This window comes from Rhizobium sp. R711 (assembly GCF_002211365.1).
Classification (GTDB): Bacteria; Pseudomonadota; Alphaproteobacteria; order Rhizobiales; family Rhizobiaceae; genus Rhizobium.
In genome coordinates this window covers 34235-56890 of the sequence record NZ_LOKZ01000010.1, presented here as the reverse complement: position 1 = coordinate 56890, position 22656 = coordinate 34235, and the positions used below count along the sequence as shown (strand labels likewise).

At 58.8% G+C, this 22656-nt stretch carries 21 protein-coding genes and 1 tRNA gene; 17 read left to right on the top strand and 5 right to left on the bottom strand.

The features are described from left to right. Positions 1 to 8: 8 nt before the first annotated feature. A complete protein-coding gene (trpD, locus tag ATY80_RS12680) occupies positions 9 to 1025 on the bottom strand; it encodes an anthranilate phosphoribosyltransferase (RefSeq protein ID WP_088692773.1) in 1017 nt (338 codons plus the stop codon). Between the two features lie 15 nt (positions 1026 to 1040). Continuing rightward, complete coding sequence (locus ATY80_RS12675) at positions 1041 to 2933, bottom strand: peptidylprolyl isomerase (protein ID WP_088692772.1); 1893 nt, start codon at positions 2931 to 2933, stop codon at positions 1041 to 1043. A gap of 216 nt (positions 2934 to 3149) precedes the next feature. On the opposite strand from ATY80_RS12675, the gene ATY80_RS12670 reads away from it, so the two are divergent. Next, on the top strand, positions 3150 to 3431 hold the full coding sequence (locus tag ATY80_RS12670) for a hypothetical protein (RefSeq protein WP_007793703.1): 282 nt from the start codon (positions 3150 to 3152) through the stop codon (positions 3429 to 3431). Between the two features lie 63 nt (positions 3432 to 3494). Here the strand turns inward: ATY80_RS12670 and ATY80_RS12665 are convergent, their stop codons facing one another. Next, positions 3495 to 3746, bottom strand: coding sequence for a GlsB/YeaQ/YmgE family stress response membrane protein (locus tag ATY80_RS12665; RefSeq protein WP_088692771.1), 252 nt, complete (start codon positions 3744 to 3746; stop codon positions 3495 to 3497). A 785-nt stretch (positions 3747 to 4531) separates the two neighbouring features. Between ATY80_RS12665 and ATY80_RS12660 the strand changes: the two genes are divergently transcribed. Further along, on the top strand, positions 4532 to 4738 hold the full coding sequence (locus ATY80_RS12660) for a hypothetical protein (protein WP_088692770.1): 207 nt from the start codon (positions 4532 to 4534) through the stop codon (positions 4736 to 4738). Positions 4739 to 5070: 332 nt separating this feature from the next. On the opposite strand, the gene ATY80_RS12655 is transcribed toward ATY80_RS12660, so the two are convergent. Then, positions 5071 to 5146, bottom strand: a tRNA-Lys gene (locus ATY80_RS12655). A 510-nt stretch (positions 5147 to 5656) separates the two neighbouring features. Here ATY80_RS12655 and ATY80_RS12650 point away from each other — a divergent pair. From ATY80_RS12650 to ATY80_RS12630, 5 genes are all read left to right on the top strand, one after another. After that, positions 5657 to 5851 (top strand): hypothetical protein, encoded by a 195-nt coding sequence (locus ATY80_RS12650; protein WP_088692769.1) that lies wholly within the window; start codon positions 5657 to 5659, stop codon positions 5849 to 5851. 387 nt (positions 5852 to 6238) lie between these two features. Beyond that, a complete protein-coding gene (locus ATY80_RS12645; RefSeq protein ID WP_088692768.1) occupies positions 6239 to 7537 on the top strand; it encodes an efflux RND transporter periplasmic adaptor subunit in 1299 nt (432 codons plus the stop codon). Positions 7538 to 7549: 12 nt separating this feature from the next. Then, a complete protein-coding gene (locus tag ATY80_RS12640) occupies positions 7550 to 8266 on the top strand; it encodes an ABC transporter ATP-binding protein (RefSeq protein WP_088692767.1) in 717 nt (238 codons plus the stop codon). Next, on the top strand, positions 8256 to 9464 hold the full coding sequence (locus ATY80_RS12635) for an ABC transporter permease (RefSeq protein WP_088692766.1): 1209 nt from the start codon (positions 8256 to 8258) through the stop codon (positions 9462 to 9464). The genes ATY80_RS12640 and ATY80_RS12635 overlap by 11 nt, the downstream gene beginning before the upstream one ends. A 269-nt stretch (positions 9465 to 9733) precedes the next feature. Then, the gene (locus tag ATY80_RS12630) at positions 9734 to 10351 is read left to right on the top strand and encodes a GntR family transcriptional regulator (protein WP_088692765.1); all 618 of its coding nucleotides are present in this window, start codon (positions 9734 to 9736) and stop codon (positions 10349 to 10351) included. 45 nt (positions 10352 to 10396) lie between these two features. Here the strand turns inward: ATY80_RS12630 and ATY80_RS12625 are convergent, their stop codons facing one another. Next, a complete protein-coding gene (locus tag ATY80_RS12625; RefSeq protein WP_088692764.1) occupies positions 10397 to 11209 on the bottom strand; it encodes a ferredoxin--NADP reductase in 813 nt (270 codons plus the stop codon). Positions 11210 to 11455: 246 nt separating this feature from the next. On the opposite strand from ATY80_RS12625, the gene pcsA reads away from it, so the two are divergent. The 10 genes from pcsA (at position 11456) to yjfF (ending at position 22644) form a co-directional block, all read left to right on the top strand. Further along, positions 11456 to 12184: a phosphatidylcholine synthase gene (gene pcsA / locus ATY80_RS12620; RefSeq protein WP_088692763.1), complete on the top strand. Its 729-nt coding sequence runs from the start codon at positions 11456 to 11458 to the stop codon at positions 12182 to 12184. Between the two features lie 10 nt (positions 12185 to 12194). Further along, complete coding sequence (locus tag ATY80_RS12615) at positions 12195 to 13175, top strand: quinone oxidoreductase (protein ID WP_088692762.1); 981 nt, start codon at positions 12195 to 12197, stop codon at positions 13173 to 13175. 42 nt (positions 13176 to 13217) lie between these two features. Then, a complete protein-coding gene (locus tag ATY80_RS12610) occupies positions 13218 to 14792 on the top strand; it encodes an ABC transporter ATP-binding protein (protein WP_088692761.1) in 1575 nt (524 codons plus the stop codon). Further along, the gene (locus ATY80_RS12605) at positions 14782 to 15867 is read left to right on the top strand and encodes an ABC transporter permease (RefSeq protein ID WP_088692760.1); all 1086 of its coding nucleotides are present in this window, start codon (positions 14782 to 14784) and stop codon (positions 15865 to 15867) included. Before ATY80_RS12610 ends, ATY80_RS12605 begins: the two co-directional genes overlap by 11 nt. Further along, the gene (locus tag ATY80_RS12600) at positions 15864 to 16784 is read left to right on the top strand and encodes an ABC transporter permease (protein WP_088692759.1); all 921 of its coding nucleotides are present in this window, start codon (positions 15864 to 15866) and stop codon (positions 16782 to 16784) included. Before ATY80_RS12605 ends, ATY80_RS12600 begins: the two co-directional genes overlap by 4 nt. A 50-nt stretch (positions 16785 to 16834) precedes the next feature. Further along, positions 16835 to 17908, top strand: coding sequence for a BMP family ABC transporter substrate-binding protein (locus ATY80_RS12595; protein ID WP_088692758.1), 1074 nt, complete (start codon positions 16835 to 16837; stop codon positions 17906 to 17908). A 146-nt stretch (positions 17909 to 18054) separates the two neighbouring features. Next, positions 18055 to 19017 (top strand): galactofuranose ABC transporter, galactofuranose-binding protein YtfQ, encoded by a 963-nt coding sequence (ytfQ, locus tag ATY80_RS12590; protein ID WP_088692757.1) that lies wholly within the window; start codon positions 18055 to 18057, stop codon positions 19015 to 19017. Positions 19018 to 19139: 122 nt separating this feature from the next. Beyond that, positions 19140 to 20663, top strand: a complete 1524-nt coding sequence (gene ytfR / locus ATY80_RS12585; protein ID WP_088692756.1) for a galactofuranose ABC transporter, ATP-binding protein YtfR — start codon at positions 19140 to 19142, stop codon at positions 20661 to 20663. Next, positions 20660 to 21679: an ABC transporter permease gene (locus ATY80_RS12580; RefSeq protein WP_088692755.1), complete on the top strand. Its 1020-nt coding sequence runs from the start codon at positions 20660 to 20662 to the stop codon at positions 21677 to 21679. Before ytfR ends, ATY80_RS12580 begins: the two co-directional genes overlap by 4 nt. Beyond that, positions 21676 to 22644 (top strand): galactofuranose ABC transporter, permease protein YjfF, encoded by a 969-nt coding sequence (gene yjfF, locus ATY80_RS12575; protein ID WP_088692754.1) that lies wholly within the window; start codon positions 21676 to 21678, stop codon positions 22642 to 22644. The genes ATY80_RS12580 and yjfF overlap by 4 nt, the downstream gene beginning before the upstream one ends. Positions 22645 to 22656: the final 12 nt, after the last annotated feature.

Below are 22656 nucleotides of genomic sequence, written 5' to 3'. Positions count from 1 at the left end.
GATCTATCCTAGTCGATGTCGTTCGACACCGCGACGAGTTTGTCGAGCGCCGCGGCCGTCGCTCCGCTGTCCAGGGACTGCGTGGCAAGCCGCATGCCGTCCTCGAGTAGCTGAGCCTTGCCGGATATCACCAGCGAGGCCGCCGCATTGGCGAGCGCAATATCGCGGTAGGCATTCTTCGCGCCGCTCAACACGTCGCGCAGCGCGGCCGCATTCACCACGCCGTCTCCGCCCTTGATGGCCTCCAGGCGGCAGGGCTCAACACCGAAATCTGATGGCGATAATTCAAAGGTGCGGATCTTGCCGCCCTCGAGTGCGGCGACACTCGTCTTTCCTGTTGTTGTGATTTCGTCGAGGCCGTCGCCGTGAACAACCCACACGCTTTCCGAGCCGAGATCGCGCATGACCTCGGCAATCGGGACGACCCACTGCGGCGCGTAGACGCCAAGCAACTGGCGGAGGACACCAGCCGGATTGGAGAGGGGGCCGAGCAAATTAAAGATGGTGCGCGTGCCGAGCTCGACACGCGTGGGGCCAACATGGCGCATGGCGGAGTGATGCTGCTGGGCGAACATGAATCCCACACCAGCCTCGCGAATGCACCGCGAGATCACCTCAGGGGTTACATCCAGCTTGACGCCGAGAGCGGCAAGGCTGTCTGCCGCACCCGATTTCGAGCTCAGGGCCCGGTTGCCATGCTTCGCCACAGGTACACCAGCACCGGCGACGATAAGGGCGGCCAGCGTCGAGATATTGTAGGTCCCGCTTGCGTCGCCGCCGGTCCCGACAATGTCGATTGCGTCAGCAGGTGCATCGACGGTCAGCATCTTCGAGCGCATCGTCGTGACGGCGCCGACGATCTCGTCGACAGTTTCACCGCGGACGCGCAATGCCATCAGGAAACCGCCGATCTGCGAAGGCGTCGCCTGACCGGACATCAGAATCTCAAAGGCCTCGCGGGCCTCCTCACGTGTCAGCGGCTCGCGGCTCGCAGCCTTCGCCAAAAGCGGCTTCAGATCGGTCATGCGCTTCTGTTCCCCTTAGCGGACTGCCGCCTGATCGGCGAGAGACTGATTGATCGATGCGCCGTACTGCGTTTGCAGCAGGTTGACCATCTGATCGAGAATGTCGTCGCCGGCGGCGTTTGCCGTTGCTGTGATCTGCTGGTCCTGGTTGTTGAGCACGTCACCCGTCGGTTCCGTGTTGACTTCAGTGACCTTGAGAAGGATTTGCGTTGTCGGGTCGGCGCCAACGGCATTGGCAATCGTGTCAATCGGGCCGGAGAATGCGGCGCTGACACCGGCGCGGCCAAGAACGGCGTCATCCGTGCCACGGGTGATGCCACTCTTGCTTTCAACCGTAATGCCAAGCGGCGCGGCGATATCGGCGAGCGATGTTCCCTTCTGTGCCTGCTGCTTCAGTTCCTCGGCCTTCTTGGCAAGTTCGAGCTTCTGTTGTTGGGCCGTCCAGTCGGCGACGGCCTTATCGTGCACTTCGCTCAGTGGGCGGTCGCGCTCCGGTGTGACATCACGGACTTCGAACCAGAGATAGCCGTCTGTACCGATCGAAAGGGAAGGCGCGTCCGCGCCGGCGTCCGTCCGGAAGGCTGCGCCAAGAACCTGCTGCTTGGCCGGAATATCCTTGACCTCATTGCCATCCTTGTCGAGGCCAGTGGCATCGACGGCATCGATCACGACTGCCTTCAGCTTAAGCTGCTCTGCAATCTGTTCCAGCGTCGACCCAGAGCCACGCAGATCCTCGATCTGATCGTGTACATTGATGAGTTCTTGCGAGGCATTGGAGACGGCCAATTGCTTACGGATCTCTTCCTTGACCTCGTCAAGGCTCTTCACGCTCTCGGGCTTGATGTTGCTGACGCGGAGAATGACCGGGCCGAAGGTACCATCGACAACAGGTGTCGTTCCGCCATCCTTCGACACTGCAAAGGCCGCATCGGCAATTGCCTGATCAGGAACCTTGTCCTTGGAGAACTCACCCAGGAACACGTCGGTTGCCGTCTTGCCCTGATCGGTCACCAGTTGATCGAACGTCGTACCGGTCTTCAACGCGGTTGCGGCAGCGTTGGCAAGATCCTTGTTCTGGAAGGTCAGCTGCTCGATCGTGCGGGTCTCGGGAGTGCGGAAGCTGTCCTTACGCTTTTCGAAATCCTCGCGGATCTGATCGTCCGTAACAGACGCAGCATCGGCGATATCCTCCGGCTGAAGCTTGAGGAAAGCGACCTTGCGGTATTCCGGCGCGCGGTAGCGCGTCTTGGCACCTTCAAACCACTTGGCGAGCACATCCTCGGCAGGCGCCTTGATCGGCTCGATATTGGCATTGGTCAGCAGGAGGTAATCGATGCCACGGCTTTCCTGGCGATGGAGCTTGAGCGCATCGACGAGCGTCTTCGGCGCCGTGAAGCCGTTCGAGATAGCGTCGACGATCTGGCTGCGGACGGCAACCTTGCTGCGCTCCTTGATGTAGTCGTCCTCGCGGATACCGGCATTACGCAGTCGCGACGTAAAGAGCGTGCGGTCGAACTGGCCGTTGACCGCCTTGAAGGCCGGGTCGTCACCGATCAACTGCGCTAGCCGATCCTGCGACAAGCCAAGGTTCATGTCGTTCGCCAACTGGTCGAGCGATGCGCCGGCGACGAGCTGTGCCAGCACCTGCTGTTCGACGCCAAAGGCGCGAGCCTGGTCGGGCGTCAGGCGCATGCCGAACTGTTGGCTGAGATTTGCGACCTGTCGCTGATAAGCCAGACGAAATTCGTTTACATCGACGTGCTGGTCTCCAACGCTGACGACCGTCGTGCTGCTGCCACCTGATATCAGCGACCGTGACACGCCCCAGATGCCGAAAGAGGCGACCAGAAGCAGCATGAGGAGCTTGGCAACCCAGGTATGAGCAGCTCTTCTCAGAAGATCGAACATCGAAACGCAAACCTCGCATTATATTCGCCCGTTCGCGGGCAAAGCTTTCGACGTTCCTTAGAACAAAGCCGGCAGGAAATGAAGGGTTATCGCGCGAAAACATCTGCGCTATACCTGCAACCATGCAGGAGCACCTCGCGCCGCAAAAGATCCCGGATGCCGGAACCTTTCCCGGGACTAAATCGTTGAACAGCATCCGGAAAAGAGGAGCAGACCATGGCCGATATGAAAACCGCCTCCGCCCAGTCAGCAACCGCGCGTGTGAAGGCGGAGATCGCGGCAGACGATCTTTCCGCACAGGTCGCAGCATTGCGTGAAGACCTTGCACGCCTGTCCGAAAGCGTTGTGGCGCTTGGACACGGCGCCAAGACCGCCGTAGCCGACGAAGCCTCGGTCATGACGGAACGACTGCGCGACAAGGTACGGGAGGAGCCGATCTTCGCGCTCGCCGTGACAGCCGGCGTCGCCTATCTTTTCGGATTGATGAGCCGTCGATAAGATCGGTCGGCATTTGACCAGGCGAGGGCCGGGCGTATTGGCGCCCGGCTTTTGATTTGTCGTCTAGCGACGTATGACCCGCCCAACGGCAATGAGCAGGCACGCGCCGGCAAAACCAGCGATTAGGTAACCGAGCCAGCCAGCAAGCGTGATTCCCAATCCCGACAGTATGGCATTGGCGACAATTGCACCCACAATACCGAGTATTATGTTCATCAACAGACCCATGTTGCTGTTCATGAACTTTTCCGCGAGCCACCCGGCAATGCCACCGATAATGATAGCGGCTACCCAACCTACGCCTGCGTCTTCCATATGATTTTCCTTCCAACGAAAAAACGAGGTCCGCGCTAGCGAGGGAATTGAGGCGGCTCTGCGAACGAGGCTACCCAGGAGCGACAAGTGATCGGTAGCCTGAAGACAGGCCTGGAACCCGAACGATGTTGCAAACCTTGCGCTCGCATAAAGACTCAACTCTCCCACAAGAAAAAAGATAGGCGATCCGTTTGGTTGCGCAACGCAAATGTTCGCCTGAAGACGAGCGAGGCGAGGCCAGTTGACGTGACCCGTCGCTAAGTTCGGTCAAGCGTTGCCGGTCCACTTGGCGACAACGATCCGCCTAAATCGACTTATCACAACCACTAGGCGCAGTCTCTAAAAAACTCGACATTATGTCGAGTAACTCCTTCAGCGTTTTCGAAGGTCTGTGAGACCTCCTTAGCGCGCGTCTCAGAAGGGAAGCCTATTGCATCGCATTCCGCGATAGAGCGCAGAACAAGCGCCGTATTTATCAGTTCCTACGACCATGCGAAAATGCATACCAATCTTGAGAGATCCGGCCATATCAGCCACGTACTAACAATACCAATATACGATCAGTTTTGTTGGCTCTGAAGGCTCATCGTCTTCTGCGGCTAGCGAAACCGACCACACTCTGAAGAGTATTAGCGGCCGATTATGCCGTGAATCGTATTGCCGACCCCGCATATGTGTACGAAAAAGCTCATTCCCAACGAAATCGCAGCCTTTCCTTAAGCATTTGCTTGCTCAACCTGCAATCTATGTCATGGTAACTCCTTCACATGAGAGGGGTTCCAGCCATGATTAATCTACAGTCGGCCCATAATGACACCACCCATGACCAACGTCTGCTCGATTGCCGTGCCGACGTTGAACCCGCACTCCATCAGATCATCCGCGATGCGCAGCAAAAGGGATGGGCGCCGGCGGAGGTCGCGATGGCCATCGCGGATGCGGCGGACGACTATATTCTGTTGTTGGCCAGCCGGAAGGCGACGTCACATTGACAGGTCGCGCATTGGAATTGGGGGCAAGGACACGAAAACGATCTGCGGACAGGTAGCGACAATGAAATGGGCATTTGCCCGCAGAGACCACCGCATACGAGAAGGGGCTTGATTTCGCGCTGCGGTTCGAACGGAATTCGTTCCGCCGTGTTTCATGCCCTTACCATCGATCGGCCTCAGTGACCGAACGCGGACAAACTGGTGGCAACGACGCGGTCGAGCGCGTGGGTCTAGACCGAGCAAGGCCGCTCCTGCAGCTATTAGGTAGCAAGCGAGCGAGGCCGCGGCGAGGCGCTCATCACCGCGAATTCATACTATGTCTTTGATTCTGTTGGTGAGAGCGTCGGGGTTCGAACCCGAGACCTACTGATTAAAAGTCAGTTGCTCTACCGGCTGAGCTACGCTCTCCCTGGAGCCGAGTGGTTCGCCCGGCTGGAAGTGCGCGGAACATATGCAGGTGCCCCATTGCGGTCAACCAAAAAATCATCGTTCCCTGTGCATTAGGCACATTTCTTGCGAATGGCCCTGAAAAGTCAGCTGACGGCCCATCCGCCGTTTCGCCTGTCACCGGGTTTTCACCCTGATTGCGAAGCTCGGCACTCGCATGTGAAGCGACCACAAAAGAAAAGCGCCCGAAGGCGCTTTGTCAAAGTTGGGGGAAACGAGACCATGAACCGGACGGGCGAAAGCTCGAGTGCCGCTTCGTTGGCCACCCGGGAAAGCGGAAAAATCCGGGCATCCTTTCGCGCCGCCATGTCCGCTTGGCGCGGCTCATAATCTCGCCTTATAAATGCACGAAGCGTCAGAAGGTTCCCGAAAAAAACTTAAATCGAATCAAACCCTTCCGAGGACCATTCGACATCTTCACAAAGTCACGCGACGCTCTAGCTAGCCCCTTATACAACCAAGGAGAATGCGATGACCAGCGTGACCACAGCCACACCGACGACGACCCGAAAAGTGTTGCGCGGGCGACCTTATAGCCTCGGTGAATTTGCCAGGAAATATCGTCTCGAGGAAACCGAAGCGAAGCGTCTCTACGAAAAGTTCGGGCCATCTGCCACAGAACTCGATCTCCTTATGGCGGCCAAGCGTCGTTTGCCGACTCACTGATTTGTCAACGCACTTCCGAAACGAGCTGCGCCACAACAGCGACGGTCGGAAGTCGAGTGGTTCCATTTTCATCGTCCTCGGAGTTTGGCGGCGATGCTCGCGGCGATCCGAATTCGTTCGCTGAATGGCGCTCCAAACGATCCCGCCGTCTCAATGCATTGGATCGAATGCTGCTAAACCTGGCTGTGTCCGAGAGATGGCGCCGAGCAATGCGAGGCGGATGCGCTCGATGCCGTTGATCCCACGGAAAACTGAACTCTCATTACCAAGATTTCATTTCATTCTATCAGCATTTCGTGCCAATCCGGGCCGATGCTAATCTGCCGTTCAGCTTCGACATGGTCATCTTGCTGACGCTGCATTGGCGGCTTGTTGACAGAGGCCGGAATGAACGACGTCACGAATACGCAAAAAACCAAGCCGACAAAGGCGAGCGCCGATCTGGCGACCGTTCTTGCCGCCTCGCGCAAACAGTCCAAGGGCCGTTGGCGTGGTCGCCTATTGGTATTGCTGCTGCTGATTCTCGCCGGCGGCGGTGTAGCTTACTTCTATTCGCGGCAGGAGGGGAACCAATACAGCTACGCCACCCAGCCCATCAAACGCGGCGACCTGACCGTGCTGGTTACGGCAACGGGGTCGGTGCAGCCGACGGAGCAGGTGGACATCTCGAGCGAGCTGTCTGGCACGGTTCGCGACGTGAACGTCGACTACAACAGCGAGGTCAAGGCCGGCGAGGTTCTTGCCGCCCTCGATACGAACAAGCTTGAGGCTGACGTCAAGAGTTCGCGGGCGAAGCTCGATTCGGCCAAAGCAAACGTCGTGAAAGCGACAGCTGACCTCGAGTCGGCGGAGAGCTCTTTCCAGCGCTCTCGCAACCTCGTTCAAAGCAACGTTTCTACGCAGCAGAGCCTCGAGGATGCGCGCTACAAGTACGATTCGGCGGTCGCCGCGAAGGACATCAACGTCGCTGCCGTGGCCTCTGCAGAGGCTGATCTCCGGCTTGCCGAAGTCAACCTCGCCAAGGCGAAGATCGTTTCGCCGATCAACGGCGTGGTTCTCACTCGTTCTGTCGACCCGGGCGCGACGGTCGCGGCATCCCTGTCGGCGCCCGTCCTCTTCGTTATCGCCGGCGATCTGAGGAAGATGGAACTGCAGGTCGATGTCGACGAGGCCGATGTAGGCCAGATCACGGTCGGTCAGAAAGCAGCCTTCACAGTCGACGCCTATCCCAATCGGAGCTTTCCGGCCGAGATCAAGCAGATCCGATTTGCGTCCGAAACAACGAACAACGTCGTGACCTACAAGGCGATCCTGTCGGTCGACAATGCTGACCTGTTGCTGCGCCCCGGCATGACCGCCACAGCTGACGTAACAGTAGAGGCGGTCAAGAATACCCTCATGCTTCCCAATTCGGCACTTCGCTATGCCCCGCCGGCCGCAGAATCTCCTCGCAGTCGCGGCATTTTCGGCCTGCTCAGGCCACCGCGCATGGGACCGCGGACCAGCAACCAGGGTGGCGAATCCCTGACTGGAGCCAAGCGGCGCATTTGGGTGTTGAAGGCAGGCAAACCGGCTGCTGTCGTTATTCAGGTAGGGTCTTCCGACGGACAATTCACGCAGATCGTTTCCGGTGACCTGAAAGAAGGCGACGCCGTGATCACCGACACCACCTCGCAGGCGAAGTAGGCGGGGCTCACGATGACGAGCCCGCCACTCATCGAATTCAAGCACGTCTCCAAGATCTATGGCCAAGGAGAGGCGGCAATTCGCGCCCTAGATGGGGTCGATCTGTCGATCCGTGAACACGAATTCGTTGCCATCATGGGGCCCTCCGGCTCAGGCAAGTCGACCGCCATGAACATTCTTGGCTGCCTCGATGTGCCGAGCGCGGGCGACTACGTCTTCCAGGGGGTATCCACACAGGGCTTCGACCGCAGCCAGCTGACATTGTTGCGCCGTCATATGCTCGGTTTCGTGTTCCAGGGGTTCAACTTGCTGCCGCGCACCTCGGCTTTGGAAAATGTGGAGCTGCCACTGATCTATCGCGGCATGCATGCGAGTGAGCGCCACCGAAAGGCAAAGGAGGCGCTCGGGCTTGTGGGTCTTTCCGGTCGCGAGCATCACAAGACACAAGAACTTTCCGGTGGCCAGCAGCAACGCGTCGCCATTGCCCGCGCGATTGTGACCGAACCCTCGCTGCTTCTGGCGGACGAGCCGACCGGCAATCTCGATACCAAGACCAGCGTTGAGATCATGGATTTGATGACGCGCCTGAATCGTGAACAGGGCATCACGATCGTCATGGTGACGCATGAGCCTGACATTGCCGCCTATGCGCAGCGCCTGCTGCGCTTCATCGATGGCAAGCTGGAGACGGAACTCGAGCATCGCGGGAGGGCGGATCATGTTCTTTGAGACGCTGAAACTTGCGCTACGAGCGATCAGCCGGAACATGCTCCGCTCCTTCCTCACCGTGCTCGGCGTCGTCATCGGCGTGGCGGCGGTCATCGCGTTGGTAACGATTGGCAACGGAACGACCGCCCAGGTCTCGGCCGAGCTTTCGAGGCTCGGCACCAACATGCTGTTTGCGCGTCCGGGCCAATTCGGCCCGGGTCGCGCGAGCTCGGAAGCCCGCCGCTTCACTGTCAAGGACGTCGATGCCATCCGCGATCAGGTTAACGGCCTCCGTGCCACTGCGCCGCTCAATCAGACGACCGCAACGGTCATTTACGGCGGGCAGAGCCACTCGACGACCGTGATGGGGACGACCAACGACTACTTCATCGCACAGGATTGGGACATGGCGACCGGCCGCACTTTCGATGCGGCAGAGGAACGCGGACGCCCGCGCTGCATCCTCGGCGCGACGGTCCGCTCGCAACTCTTCGGCGCCGCCGATCCCACGGGGCAACAGATTCGCGTCGGCAAGATTTCGTGCAGCGTCATTGGCGTTCTTGCCAAGCGTGGCCAGTCCGGCATGGGCAACGACCAGGATGATGTCGTCGTTATGCCCGTCAAGGTCTATCAACGCCGGATCGGCGGCAAGGCGAACGCCAATGTCCAGATGATCGTGATTTCGGCGCGCGACGGAGTATCGACGTCGAAGGTCCAGGACGAAACCGAAAACCTGCTTCGCGAACGGCGCAAGATTATCCCCGGCCGCGAGGATGACTTCAACGTCAATGACATGACGCAGATTGCGGATGCAATGACCGGCACGACGACGCTGCTGACCAGCCTGCTCGGAGCCGTCGCCGCGATCAGCCTGCTCGTTGGCGGTATCGGGATCATGAACATCATGCTAGTGTCCGTGACCGAGCGCACCCGCGAAATCGGCATACGCCTGGCAATTGGTGCGCTGGAAAACCAGGTGCTGTTGCAGTTCCTTGTCGAGGCCGTCGCACTCTCGGTATTCGGCGGCATCGCTGGGATCCTGCTTGGGGTCGGCCTCGGCTATGGGGCGGTGACGGTCCTCAAGGTGCCTTTCGTCGTCAGCCCGACGATGATTGCAGTGGCGTTCGCGTTCTCTGCAGCGATCGGGATGGTGTTCGGGTACTTCCCGGCGCGTCGCGCGGCACAACTCAATCCGATCGAGGCACTGAGACACGAGTAATCGGTCGCGTAGCCGTCTTCTTGACCTTCGCGGTGAATGCTCCCGACATTAGCCACGAGCACGATCGGGCAGGGACGGGCGCTACCCCGTTCGCCCTGCGCCGCCACGCCATTTGTTAGCAGATCGGAAGCGCTTGACGGGGAGGAACGTCGCTCTCACGTCACGCTTTCTCGGTGCCAGCTTGCCGTTCGAAAGCGCACTGATATATCATCAGCTTTTATAGTCGCCTCCGCGACCCGCAGACATTTTCAGAAGCCACGGATACGCGAATGCAGAACTCTCTCAGCCACCTTGCCTATCTCACCTTGGAGCACGCGATCGTGACGTTGACGTTGCAGCCGGGCGCCTTGGTGACTGAAAAGCACCTGATCGACCTTGCCGGCCACGGGCGTACGCCGGTGCGCGAGGCGATTCAGAAGTTGGCTTGGCAAGGGCTGATCGTGGTGAAACCGCGTGTCGGGCTACAGGTGGCGGAGATCAAGCCGACAGACCATAACAATGTGATGCAGGTTCGCCGCGAACTCGAGCCGATCGCCGCCGCATTGGCTGCCGAATTTGCGACAGTAGAGCACCGAAGAGAGCTGGGCGAATGCGCACAGGCGATGGAAGTGTGCGCCACAACCGGCGATTTGGCGGCATTCTTCGCCGCGGACAAGGCCTTTGACGAAATTCTGGAGGAAGCCTGCCCCAACGCCTTTATTACGTCGGCCCTTGGACCGGTTCAGACTCATTCGCGTCGCCTCTGGTCCGCGTCCACGAGCCCTGGCCGTATGGATCAATCCATCTCGTTACACGTGACAGTCATGCGAGCCATCCAGCAAGGCAAATCCAAGGATGCCGGCCAAGCCATGAGCGCGCTGATCGACTATCTCAGCAACCACAATTGAAAACGGCCCCGTTCTGGGGCCGCAGATCAGTTTATCTTGATGAGTTTAACCAACGAATGCTCGTTCGATCACGAACTCTGCTGGCTTGCTGTTTGCGCCCTCGTTGAGGCCGGCCTTTTCCAGCAGATCCTTCGTATCCTTCAGCATCGCGGAGGAACCGCAGATCATGCCACGATCGATTGCCGGATCGAGCGGCGGGACGCCGAGGTCGGTAAAGAGCTTGCCGGACGAAATCAGGTCGGTGATGCGGCCGCGGTACTCAAAGTCCTCGCGAGTGACTGTCGCATAGTGGCGCAGCTTGTTGCCAACGACTTCCTGCAGGAGTTCGTCGTTCTTGATCTCTTCGACCAGATCGAAGCCATACTTCAGTTCGGCTACGTCGCGGGTTGTGTGGGTGAGGATGACTTCCTCGTACTTCTCATAGGTTTCAGGATCACGGATCAAGCTTGCGAAGGGCGCAATGCCGGTGCCGGTCGAAAACATATAGAGACGACGGCCAGGCGTGAGGGCGTCAAGCACCAGCGTGCCCGTTGGCTTCTTGCGCATCAGGACCTGGTCGCCTGGTTTGATCGCCTGCAGATGCGAGGTCAGCGGGCCGTCCGGAACCTTGATCGAGAAGAACTCAAGCTCTTCTGCCCAGGCGGGGCTTGCGATCGAGTAGGCACGGAAGATCGGCTTGCCCTCGACCATCAGTCCGATCATAGCGAATTCGCCGGACCGGAAACGGAAGCCCTGCGGACGCGTCATCGTAAACCGAAACAGCCGATCCGTGTAATGGGTCACGCTGAGCACGGTTTCGGCATAGACTCCGGCCGGAAGCGGGGAGGCGAAGTCTTCGGTCTTTGCAGGGGCGTTCATTTCGGTATCGGATCCCGTATTCGTCGCACGATGATTTCAATGCCAGCGAGATATTACAAATAGTGTCGCGATTAAAGGTATTCCATTCTTTCTCAGGCGACTTGCACGAAATATGCGTGTCGCGGTCAGGATTCCGTGGCCTTGCAGCGCTTCCTCGCTTTTGCGCTGGCGAAGCGAAGCAAAGGATGCATATTAGGCAAAAACCGCGTCTGCCGGGCGCGGACGCCATAGGCTGCTCGGGGAAACATGAAGATTTTCAATTACAAGCGCGTACCTTACGCGGAAATGCGCGCATTCTCCGTCCATATTCTGACGGCATCCGGCTCCTTTCTCGCGTTTCTCGGCGTCGTCGCGGCAGCCGAGCACAGGTTCATCGATATGTTCTGGTGGCTCGGCCTCGCGCTTCTCGTTGATGGCATCGATGGACCGATTGCCCGCAAGGTCAGCGTCAAGGAAGTGCTGCCAAACTGGTCGGGCGATACGCTCGACAATATCATCGATTACGTGACCTATGTCCTGCTGCCGGCTTTCGCGCTCTATCAGAGCGGCATGATCGGCGAGCCATGGTCCTTCGTGGCGGCAGGGATGATCGTCGTATCAAGCGCAATCTACTATGCCGATACGGGCATGAAGACCGAGGAGTACTTCTTCTCGGGCTTTCCCGTGGTCTGGAACATGATCGTCTTCACCTTGTTCGTCATCGATGCCAGCGCGATCGCGGCTCTCGCCGTCGTCCTCGTCTCCGTCATCCTTACCTTCCTGCCAATCAATTTTCTGCATCCAGTCCGCGTACAGCGCCTACGGCCGCTCAATCTCGGCGTCTTCTTCTTGTGGTCGGCGCTCGGAATGTATGCATTGCTGATGCATTTCGTGATCCCGCAATGGGCGCTTGTCCTCTTTATCCTCAGTGGTATCTACCTCTACTGCATCGGCGCCGTGCTGCAGTTCTTCCCGGCGCTTGGACGGCGCGATTAGGGAGAAGGCAATGGCAAGAACGCAGGCGGTTTCATTCAGCAAGACTGGCGGACCTGAAGTTCTCGAATACATCGATATCGAGCTGCCGCCTCCCGGCGCAGGAGAAGTCCAGATCAAGCACGCGGCCATCGGCCTGAACTTCATTGATGTCTACTTCCGGACCGGTCTCTATAAAGCGCCGCATCTGCCTTTCGTGACTGGCAAGGAAGCGGCCGGTACGATTACGGTAGTCGGCCCCGGCGTGGAGGAGTTTAAGGTCGGCGATCGCGTCGCCTATGCCGGTTCGGATGGCGCCTACAGCGTCGAACGAAACATCGAAACGAAGCACCTCGTGAAGGTTCCGGACGGTATTCCCCTGGAGACGGCCGCTTCGATGATGCTGAAGGGAATGACCGCGGAGTATCTTCTCAACCGGACCTACAAGGTCGACGCCGGGACCACGATCCTGTTTCATGCCGCAGCCGGTGGCGTCGGTCTCATCGCCGGGCAATGGGCCAAGGCGCTCGGCGCAACCGTGATCGGCACCGCGGGCTCGGACAGCAAAGTGCGTCTAGCTCTCGGGCACGGATACGACCACGTCATCAATTACAATACCGAGAATTTCGCAGAACGTGTGCGCGAGATTACCGCTGGCGCTGGCGTTCACGTCGTCTATGACTCGATCGGCCGCGACACGTTTCCACAATCGCTCGACTGCTTGAGACGGCTCGGCATGTTCGTGTCATTCGGCCAGTCTTCAGGGCCGATCGAGAACTTCACACTTGCCATGCTCGCGCAGAAGGGGTCGCTCTTTGCAACGCGGCCCACACTTTTCACCTACATCGCCACACGCGAAGAGCTAACCAATTGTGCAAACGCGTTATTTGATGTTGTTTTGAGCAATAAAGTGCGTATCAATATCAACCAAACCTATCCATTACGTGAGGTCGGGCGGGCGCACATGGATTTGGAGTCCAGAAAAACTACCGGAACTACGCTGCTGATCCCATAATGACCTGAATGGGCAGGGTCGGCAGAGGGAAATGAGGGGAACGTGTCGTTATCTGATGTGCCGGGTCCCGGCGCGTTGTTGTCGGTCCAGCAACTGACGAAACTCTTCGGCAGCTTTGCCGCCTGCAACCATATCGATCTCGATATCGCCCCCGGCGAAATCCATGCCCTCCTTGGTGAAAACGGCGCTGGCAAATCGACGCTCGTCAAGATGCTGTTCGGCGTCCTTGAGCCGACCGAGGGCAATATTCTATGGGAAGGCCGGCCGGTCGCAATCGGCTCGCCAGGCGACGCCCGCAAGCTCGGCATCGGCATGGTCTTCCAGCATTTCTCGCTCTTCGAGGCGCTGACCGTCGCTGAAAACATCGCGCTTTCGCTTGATGACAGCATCCCGATCGGCAGAATTGCGGAAGAAGCAAGGGCGCTCTCACGCGCTTATGGCCTGCCGCTCGACCCGCATGCCCACGTTGCCGATCTTTCCGTCGGCGAACGCCAGCGTATCGAGATCGTGCGCGCACTGCTGCAAAACCCCAAGCTCATCATTCTTGACGAGCCAACTTCGGTGCTGACACCGCAGGAGGCAGACAAGCTTTTCGAAACGCTCTTCAAATTGAAGGCGGAGGGCAAATCGGTCCTCTACATCAGCCATCGGCTCGAGGAAGTTCAGCGCATCTGCGATCGCGCGACCGTGTTGCGCAATGGCAGGGTCACAGGCGCCTGCGATCCACGTCAGGAGACGCCGGCTTCTCTCGCCCGGATGATGGTCGGAAGCGACGTTGCGACCGTTACGCATCCCGATCGCGGCAACAAGGGCGAGGTGCAACTTTCCGTCGCCAATCTTTCCGTCGCCGCACGCACGCCCTTCGCCATGCCCTTGAAGGACGTGTCCGTGACCGTTCGTTCCGGCGAGATTCTGGCGATCGCGGGCGTTGCCGGCAACGGCCAGGGCGAACTCTTCGATGCGCTCTCAGGAGAGTATCCTGTGAGTTCACCGGATGCGATCACGATCCGCAAGAAGGCCGTGGGCACCCAAGGCATCACGGCGCGGCGTCTGCTTGGCGCCGGTTTCGTGCCAGAAGAGCGTCATGGCCACGCCGCCGTCTCGACGATGAAGCTCTCGGACAATCTCGTCCTGGCGCGCAGCCAATCCGACCGCAGGGCCTTCCTCGCCGGCGGTTTTCTCAACGTCATTCGCCGTGGCGCCGTCAAGACCGCAACGAAGCGGATCGCCGATGCGATGGACGTGCGCAAGAGCGGCGAGGATCCGGCGGCAGGCTCGCTTTCCGGCGGAAACCTACAGAAGTTCATCGTTGGCCGCGAACTCGACCGCCAGCCGGCAGTTCTCGTCGTCAATCAACCAACCTGGGGCGTCGATGCAGGAGCGGCCAGCCGCATTCGCCAGGCGCTTGTGGATCTGGCGCGGAACGGCTCGGCGGTCGTCGTTATCAGCCAGGACCTTGATGAAATATTCGAAGTCGCCACGGAGATTGCCGTGATTTCTGAGGGGCGGCTTTCGCAACCCTTCCCGGCAGGAGAACTGTCTCGGGAAAAGATTGGCCTCTTGATGGGCGGCCTGCACGAGAGCAAGACCACCTCGGAGGCGGCCAATGCGCATTGAACTCGAAAAGCGGCCGCAGTCATCCAAACTCTACGGCTTCGTATCGCCGCTGTTGGCATTGCTGCTGACGCTGATTGCCGGCGCGATCATGTTTGCCATTCTTGGCAAAAACCCGGTCGAAGCCCTCGACGCCTTTTTCCTCGAACCCTTGCTTGAAGTGTGGTCGCTGCACGAACTTGCCGTCAAGGCGGCACCACTGATCATGATCGGCGTCGGGCTGGCGGTCTGTTACCGCTCCAACAATTGGAATATCGGCGCCGAAGGACAGTTTACGATCGGCGCGATCACCGGCTCTATTCTGCCAATCGTATTCACGGAGTGGCATTCACCTGCCGTGCTGCCCCTGATGCTTATCATGGGCGCCATCGGCGGCGCTCTGTTTGCGGCAATTCCGGCGCTGCTGAAGGCGCATTTCAATACCAACGAAATCCTGACGAGCCTGATGCTCGTCTACATCGCACAGCTTTTCCTCGATTGGCTGATCCGCGGCGCCTGGCGTAATCCGCAGGGCTTCAACTTTCCCGAAAGCGTGCCATTTCCACCGGAAGCCACGCTGCCGGCGATCTGGGAAGAATCTGGCCGGGCGCACTGGGCCTTCGTCTTTGCGATCGTCGCTGCGTTGCTCGTCTGGTTCATGCTGAAATACACGCTGAGGGGCTTTGAGATCGTCGTGCTCGGCCAGTCCGAGCGGGCAGGGCGGTTCGCCGGCTTTTCGTCGAAGAAAATGATCTGGTTCAGCTTCCTGTTTTCGGGGGGGCTTGCCGGACTTGCCGGTATCTCCGAAGTATCTGGATCGATCGGACATTTGCAGCCCGCGATTTCCCCCGGCTATGGCTTCACGGCAATCATCGTCGCGTTTCTCGGACGTCTCAACCCGCTCGGCATCATTGCGTCCGGTCTCGTGCTGGCTTTGACCTATCTCGGCGGCGAGGCTGCGCAGCTATCGCTTGGCGTATCCGACAAGGTGACGCGCGTCTTCCAGGGCCTGCTGCTCTTTTTCGTGCTCTCCTGTGACACCCTCATTTATTACAAGATCCGCGTCGTCTGGTCGCGGGTAAGGGGAGGTGTCGTGTGAGCATCTTCGAAGCCATTCTACTGACGGTCATTACAGCCTCCACGCCTCTAGTCATTGCCGCGCTGGGCGAGCTCGTCGCCGAGCGCTCGGGTGTTCTCAACCTCGGCGTCGAAGGCATGATGATCATGGGGGCCGTCGCGGCCTTCGCGAGCGCGCAGATTTCGGGCTCTCCTTATATCGGGCTGCTTGGCGGAATTGTCGCCGGCGCGTTGTTTTCGCTGCTGTTCGGCTTTCTGACTCTGACGCTGGTTGCCAATCAGGTGGCGACGGGTTTGGCACTGACCATCCTAGGACTTGGCGTTTCAGGAATGTTGGGTGAGGGCTATGTGGGTGTGCCCGGCGTCCGCCTCGCGCCGATCGTCATTCCGTACCTTTCCAACATTCCGCTCGTCGGTTCTGTGCTGTTCCATCAGGACCTGACCTTCTATCTGTCGCTTGCACTGCTGTTCGGCGTCAGTTGGTTCCTGTTCCGCAGCCGCACCGGCCTGAAGCTGCGCGCCATCGGCGACAGTCACAGCTCGGCCCATGCCCTTGGCATCAGCGTCATCCGCACGCGCTACCTCGCCGTTATGTTCGGTGGCGCCTGTGCCGGTTTGGCGGGCGCACAACTTTCCCTCGTCTATACGCCGCAATGGGTGGAGAACATGTCTTCCGGCCGCGGCTGGATCACGCTCGCCCTCGTCGTCTTCGCATCCTGGCGTCCATGGAGGGTTTTTGCGGGTGGCTATCTGTTCGGCGCAGTCACAATCCTGCAGCTTCACGCACAGGCTTTCGGGGTTGGAATTCCAGCCCAGTTTCTGTCGATGCTCCCCTATGCTGCCACTATTGTGGTTCTTGTCATCATTTCTCATAATCGACGCACGACGTTGATCAACACGCCCGCGTCGCTGGGAAAAGCATTCGTGCCGGAGCGCTAAACAGAAGAATGAAACGCGCTTCCGGAAATTCCAAACCAACAGGGGTTATCATGAAAAAACTCGCACTCGCATTTGCCGCATCGGCTGCTGCGGTCCTGAGCGTCGGTTCCGCCGCGCAGGCTGCAGACAAGACCAAGGTCTGCTTCGTCTACGTCGGATCGCACACGGACGGCGGCTATTCGCAGGCTCACGATCTTGGCCGCCAGCAGATCCAGAAGGAGTTCGGCGACAAGATCGATACGCCTTACCTCGAAAACGTGCCGGAAGGCCCCGACGCCGAACGTGCGATCGAGCGTCTGGCGCGTTCGGGCTGCAAGCTGATCTTTACGACCTCCTTCGGCTTCATGGACGCCACCGTGAAGGTCGCCGCCAAGTTCCCGAACGTGAAGTTCGAACACGGCACCGGCTATAAGTCAGGCCCGAACCTTGCCACCTACAACTCGCGCTTCTACGAAGGCCGCTACATCCTCGGCCAGATCGCAGCAAAGACCTCGAAGAACCATGGCGCCGCCTACATCGCATCCTTCCCGATCCCGGAAGTCGTGATGGGCATCAACGCCTTCGAGCAGGGCGCTCGCTCCATCGATCCCGACTTCAAGCTGAAGGTGATCTGGGTGAACACCTGGTTCGACCCGGGCAAGGAAGCCGATGCCGCGAAGGCCATGGTCGACCAGGGCGTCGATGTGCTGACGCAGCACACGGATACGACTGCTCCGATGCAGGTCGCCGAGGAACGCGGCATTCATGCATTTGGCCAGGCCTCGGATATGATCGCAGCCGGCCCGAAGGCTCAGCTGACGGCAATCGTCGACACCTGGGGCAACTACTACTCCAAGCGCGTTCACGCTCTCCTCGATGGCACCTGGAAGTCCGAGCAGAGCTGGGACGGCTTGAAGGATGGTATCCTCAAGATGGCCGACTACACCAACATGCCTGATGACGTGAAAAAGATGGCCCAGGAAACCGAAGCCAAGATCAAGTCCGGCGAATTGCATCCCTTCACCGGCCCGATCAACAAGCAGGATGGCACGCCTTGGCTGAAGGCTGGCGAGAAGGCTGACGACGCCACGCTGCTCGGCATGAACTTCTACGTCGAGGGCGTCGACGACAAGTTGCCGAAGTGATTTCGGCAAATTGTTAGCACATGCGAAAAGGCGCTCGTTTCGAGCGCCTTTTTTGTTGCGCTGCATACCAGAAAGTGCATTTACAAAAGTAATACTATATGATTTTTTCCTCCTGTGCCGCGTGGAGGCGGCTTTGGGAGGAAATTATGAAATTGAAGACTGCACTCTTGGGTGCCACGATCTTGGCTGCCTGCATGTTCGGCTCTGCATCGGCTGCTGAACTTGTTGTCGGCTTTTCGCAAATCGGCTCGGAATCCGGCTGGCGTGCTGCCGAAACCACCGTCACGAAGGAACAGGCCAAGAAGCGGGGTGTGGACCTGAAGTTTGCTGACGCGCAGCAGAAGCAGGAAAACCAGATCAAGGCGATCCGCTCCTTCATCGCCCAGGGCGTCAACGCCATCTTCCTGGCTCCGGTCGTGGAGACCGGCTGGGACGCGGTTCTGAAGGAAGCGAAGGAAGCCGAGATCCCGGTTATCCTGCTTGACCGGACGATCAAGGCGCCTGAAGACCTCTACCTGACCGCCGTTACCTCGGATCAGGTTCACGAAGGCAAGGTTGCTGGCGACTGGCTGGTAAAGACTGTCGGCGACAAGCCTTGCAACATTGTCGAGCTTCAGGGTACGACCGGTTCTTCGCCGGCTATCGCCCGCAAGAAGGGCTTCGAGGAAGCCATTGCAGGCAAGGCAAACTTCAAGATCGTTCGCAGCCAAACCGGTGACTTCACCCGCACCAAGGGCAAGGAAGTCATGGAAAGCTTCCTGAAGGCAGAAAACGGTGGCAAGGATATCTGTGCGCTTTATGCTCACAACGACGACATGGCCGTGGGCGGCATCCAGGCGATCAAGGAAGCCGGTCTGAAGCCGGGCAAGGATATCCTGGTTGTCTCGATCGATGCCGTGCCCGATATCTTCAAGGCCATGGCCGCCGGCGAGGCGAACGCGACCGTGGAACTGACGCCGAACATGGCAGGTCCCGCGTTCGACGTGCTCGACGCATACCTGAAGGACAAGAAGGCTCCGGCGAAGTGGATCCAGACGGAATCGAAGCTCTACACGCCCGCTGACGATCCGATGAAGGTCTACGAGTCGAAGAAGAACCTCGGCTACTGATTTTTGAGGCTAGAACCGCACCGGCCCATCTTGGGCCGGTGCGGACCTACCGAATGCCAGTTGGGACTTCATATCCGTCCACAGCGCGGCAGTGTCGGTTCATATCAGGAAAAGCCGCCTTCATGTTTCAAGATTACGAGACTGTTCTAACCGCTTCCGGGATATCGAAATTCTTCCCGGGCGCCATTGCGCTCGACAAGGTCGATTTCGCGCTGCGCAAGGGCGAGGTGCATGCGCTTCTGGGCGAAAACGGCGCGGGAAAATCCACGCTTATCAAATGCATCACGGGCGCCTATCACCGCGACCAGGGTCGGCTCGCGCTTGACGGCACTGAGATCAATCCGTCCGATACACTTGCTGCCCAGAAGCTCGGCATCGGCACTGTGTACCAGGAGGTCAATCTCCTGCCCAATCTCAGCGTCGCCGAAAACCTATATCTCGGTCGCCAGCCGAAACGGCTCGGCATGATCGATGTACGTGCGATGAACCGGCAGGCGCGGGCACTGCTCGATCAGTACGGCATAGACGTTGACGTCACCGCGCAACTCGATCGGTTTTCGGTCGCCGTGCAGCAGGTGGTAGCAATCGCGCGAGCCGTGGATTTGTCCGGCAAAGTTCTTATCCTCGACGAGCCGACTGCAAGTCTTGATACCCAGGAAGTCGCGATGCTCTTTCGCATCATGCGTAACTTGAAAGAACGCGGCCTTGGCATTGTCTTTATTACTCATTTTCTGGAACAGGTATACGAAGTCAGTGATCGCATCACGGTGCTCCGAAATGGCAGGCTGGTCGGCACCCGCGAAACGTCGGAGCTGTCTCGCCAGAACCTCATCTCCATGATGCTCGGGCACGAATTAGCGAATGCCGAGGCCACGGCGCGGGCACACACTGTTAACGCTGGCCCGGTCAGATACAGGTTTGAAGGCTACGGCAAGCGCGGCAAGGTGAAGCCGTTCGATCTCGACGTCCGTGTCGGCGAAGTGGTGGGCGTCGCGGGGTTGCTCGGGTCAGGCCGCACGGAGACTGCCGAGTTGCTTTTTGGAATCGAGCAGGCTGACAGCGGAACGGTAAAAGTCGATGACAAGAAGGTGACGCTGTCGAACCCGCGCGCCGCGATCCGCAATGGCTTCGGCTTCTGTCCGGAAGATCGCAAGACTGACGGGATTATCGGCGACCTCTCGATTCGCGAGAACATTGCGCTGGCGCTGCAGGCACGCAGGGGCTGGGCCCGCCCGATCTCTCGTGCCGATCAAAACGCTCTGGCCGACCGCTACATCAGTGCTCTCGACATCCGCACGACGGACAGGGAGAAGCCGATCCGTCTGCTGTCCGGCGGCAATCAGCAGAAAGCAATCCTGGCGCGCTGGCTTGCTACGAATCCGGACTTCCTGATCCTGGATGAGCCAACCCGCGGCATCGACGTCGGTGCCCATGCCGAGATCATTCGCCTGATCGAAGATCTCTGCGCGAAGGGTATGTCGCTGATCGTTATTTCTTCGGAATTAGAAGAGCTTATCGCCTATAGCTCACGTATTTTGGTCCTTCGCGATCGCGAGCACGTCGCGGAACTGACGGGTGACAATCTCAGCACCGCTAGCATCGTCGATGCCATCGCCGCCGCCCAGAAGAAGACGGAGGACGCATGAAGTCGTCGCTCAATGCACTGCTGATCCGCCTAGCGCCACAACTCATCGCTCTGGCAGTCATTCTCCTATTGAATTTCATGATGTTTCCGCAGTTTTTTAATGTTGTTGTTCAGAATGGTCGGTTTTACGGCAGCCTGATAGATGTGCTGAACCGCGGTGCGCCAGTCGCCTTGCTGGCAATCGGCATGACGCTGGTAATTGCGACCAAAGGGATCGACCTGTCGGTCGGCGCTGTGATCGCGATCTGCGGGGCGGTTGCAGCCTCATCCATCGTGTCCGGTCATTCGCTTGCGATGACGCTGTTGGTAACGGTCGGGGTCGGGCTCCTTTGCGGCGTATGGAACGGACTGCTGGTGGCCGTGCTGAATATCCAGCCGATCATCGCGACGCTCGTGCTGATGGTGGCCGGACGCGGGATCGCGCAGCTCATCACGGAGGGGGTCATCATGACGTTCAATGATGAAGGGTTGATCGCGCTCGGCAGCGGCTCCTTCGCATTCCTGCCCATGCCAGTGATCATATGGCTGGTCATGGCCGCGCTGGTGATCCTGCTTGTGAGGCGCACGGCGCTTGGCATGCTGATCGAAGCGACCGGCATCAATCGACGTGCCAGCATGCTTTCTGGCGTACGGACGCCGGTACTGCTGATGGCCGTTTATATGTTGAGCAGCCTTTGCGCTTCCATTGCCGGGATCATCGTCGCGGCCGATATCAAGGGCGCGGATGCGAACAATGCCGGTCTCTGGCTGGAGCTCGATGCGATCTTGGCGGTCGTCGTCGGTGGCAACTCGCTGCTGGGCGGACGCTTCAGCATCCTGGGATCGTTGATCGGAGCTATGATTATTCAGGCTGTGAACACCGGCATTCTGCTCTCAGGATTTCCGCCGGAATTCAACCTTATCATCAAGGCGGTGATTGTCATCGTGATCCTTGTCATTCAGTCGCCGGCGGTTCAATCGGCGGCGGTAATTCTCAGCCGGCGATCGAGCAGCGTCAGGGAAGGGCAGATTCAATGAACTCGAAATATCTGCCGCTGCTGGCAACGGTCGTCATCTTCGTTCTCTCCTACGCGATCTGCACCCTGCAGTATCCGAACATCCTGTCCACCCGCGTGATTGGCAACCTATTGACCGACAATGCCTTTCTCGGCATCGCCGCGGTCGGCATGACGTTTGTGATCATTTCGGGCGGGATTGATCTATCGATCGGCTCGATCATCGCGTTCACCGGCGTCTTCCTCGCGGTCATCCTGCAGAACACTACAATCCACCCGCTCGTTGCGTTTGTGCTAGTGCTGATCATCACGACCGCCTTCGGCGCAGCAATGGGCGCGATCATTCACTATCTCGAAATGCCGGCTTTCATCGTGACGCTTGCGGGCATGTTCCTGGCACGCGGTATGGCGTTCGTGTTGTCGATCGACAGCATCCCTATCAATCATGACTACTACACCACGCTGACAGGCCTCTATTACAAGATGCCGGGTGGCGGGCGGCTGACGCTGATCGGCGGCATCATGCTTGTCGTCTTTGCGGTGGGGATATTCCTGGCGCATCGCACGCGCTTCGGCACGAATGTCTACGCGCTCGGCGGCGGGTCGCAAACGGCGCAACTCATGGGCGTTCCGGTGGGCCGTACCACGATCCAGATCTATGCATTATCCGGCTTTCTCGCCGGCCTATCCGGAATCGTTTTTTCGCTCTATACGTCGGCCGGTTATTCTCTGGCAGCAGTCGGCGTCGAACTGGATGCGATCGCGGCAGTCGTCATCGGGGGGACGCTGTTGACCGGGGGGGCGGGATTCGTGGCAGGTACCTTCATCGGTATCCTGATACAGGGCCTCATTCAGACCTACATCACCTTCGACGGGACGCTGTCGAGCTGGTGGACGAAGATCTTGATTGGCCTTTTGCTTTTTGCATTCATTCTAATGCAGAAGGTTATTCTCTTCCTTTCCAGTATGAATAAGAGGTATGCCTGAACGGGGAGGTAT

Bases quoted from the DNA above. Each gene is read 5' to 3' on its own strand.
- trpD (WP_088692773.1), bottom strand. From the start codon at position 1,025: ATGACCGATCTGAAGCCGCTTTTGGCGAAGGCTGCGAGCCGCGAGCCG.
- ATY80_RS12675 (WP_088692772.1), bottom strand. From the start codon at position 2,933: ATGTTCGATCTTCTGAGAAGAGCTGCTCATACCTGGGTTGCCAAGCTC.
- ATY80_RS12670 (WP_007793703.1), top strand. From the start codon at position 3,150: ATGGCCGATATGAAAACCGCCTCCGCCCAGTCAGCAACCGCGCGTGTG.
- ATY80_RS12665 (WP_088692771.1), bottom strand. From the start codon at position 3,746: ATGGAAGACGCAGGCGTAGGTTGGGTAGCCGCTATCATTATCGGTGGC.
- ATY80_RS12660 (WP_088692770.1), top strand. From the start codon at position 4,532: ATGATTAATCTACAGTCGGCCCATAATGACACCACCCATGACCAACGT.
- ATY80_RS12650 (WP_088692769.1), top strand. From the start codon at position 5,657: ATGACCAGCGTGACCACAGCCACACCGACGACGACCCGAAAAGTGTTG.
- ATY80_RS12645 (WP_088692768.1), top strand. From the start codon at position 6,239: ATGAACGACGTCACGAATACGCAAAAAACCAAGCCGACAAAGGCGAGC.
- ATY80_RS12640 (WP_088692767.1), top strand. From the start codon at position 7,550: ATGACGAGCCCGCCACTCATCGAATTCAAGCACGTCTCCAAGATCTAT.
- ATY80_RS12635 (WP_088692766.1), top strand. From the start codon at position 8,256: ATGTTCTTTGAGACGCTGAAACTTGCGCTACGAGCGATCAGCCGGAAC.
- ATY80_RS12630 (WP_088692765.1), top strand. From the start codon at position 9,734: ATGCAGAACTCTCTCAGCCACCTTGCCTATCTCACCTTGGAGCACGCG.
- ATY80_RS12625 (WP_088692764.1), bottom strand. From the start codon at position 11,209: ATGAACGCCCCTGCAAAGACCGAAGACTTCGCCTCCCCGCTTCCGGCC.
- pcsA (WP_088692763.1), top strand. From the start codon at position 11,456: ATGAAGATTTTCAATTACAAGCGCGTACCTTACGCGGAAATGCGCGCA.
- ATY80_RS12615 (WP_088692762.1), top strand. From the start codon at position 12,195: ATGGCAAGAACGCAGGCGGTTTCATTCAGCAAGACTGGCGGACCTGAA.
- ATY80_RS12605 (WP_088692760.1), top strand. From the start codon at position 14,782: ATGCGCATTGAACTCGAAAAGCGGCCGCAGTCATCCAAACTCTACGGC.
- ATY80_RS12595 (WP_088692758.1), top strand. From the start codon at position 16,835: ATGAAAAAACTCGCACTCGCATTTGCCGCATCGGCTGCTGCGGTCCTG.
- ytfQ (WP_088692757.1), top strand. From the start codon at position 18,055: ATGAAATTGAAGACTGCACTCTTGGGTGCCACGATCTTGGCTGCCTGC.
- ytfR (WP_088692756.1), top strand. From the start codon at position 19,140: ATGTTTCAAGATTACGAGACTGTTCTAACCGCTTCCGGGATATCGAAA.
- ATY80_RS12580 (WP_088692755.1), top strand. From the start codon at position 20,660: ATGAAGTCGTCGCTCAATGCACTGCTGATCCGCCTAGCGCCACAACTC.
- yjfF (WP_088692754.1), top strand. From the start codon at position 21,676: ATGAACTCGAAATATCTGCCGCTGCTGGCAACGGTCGTCATCTTCGTT.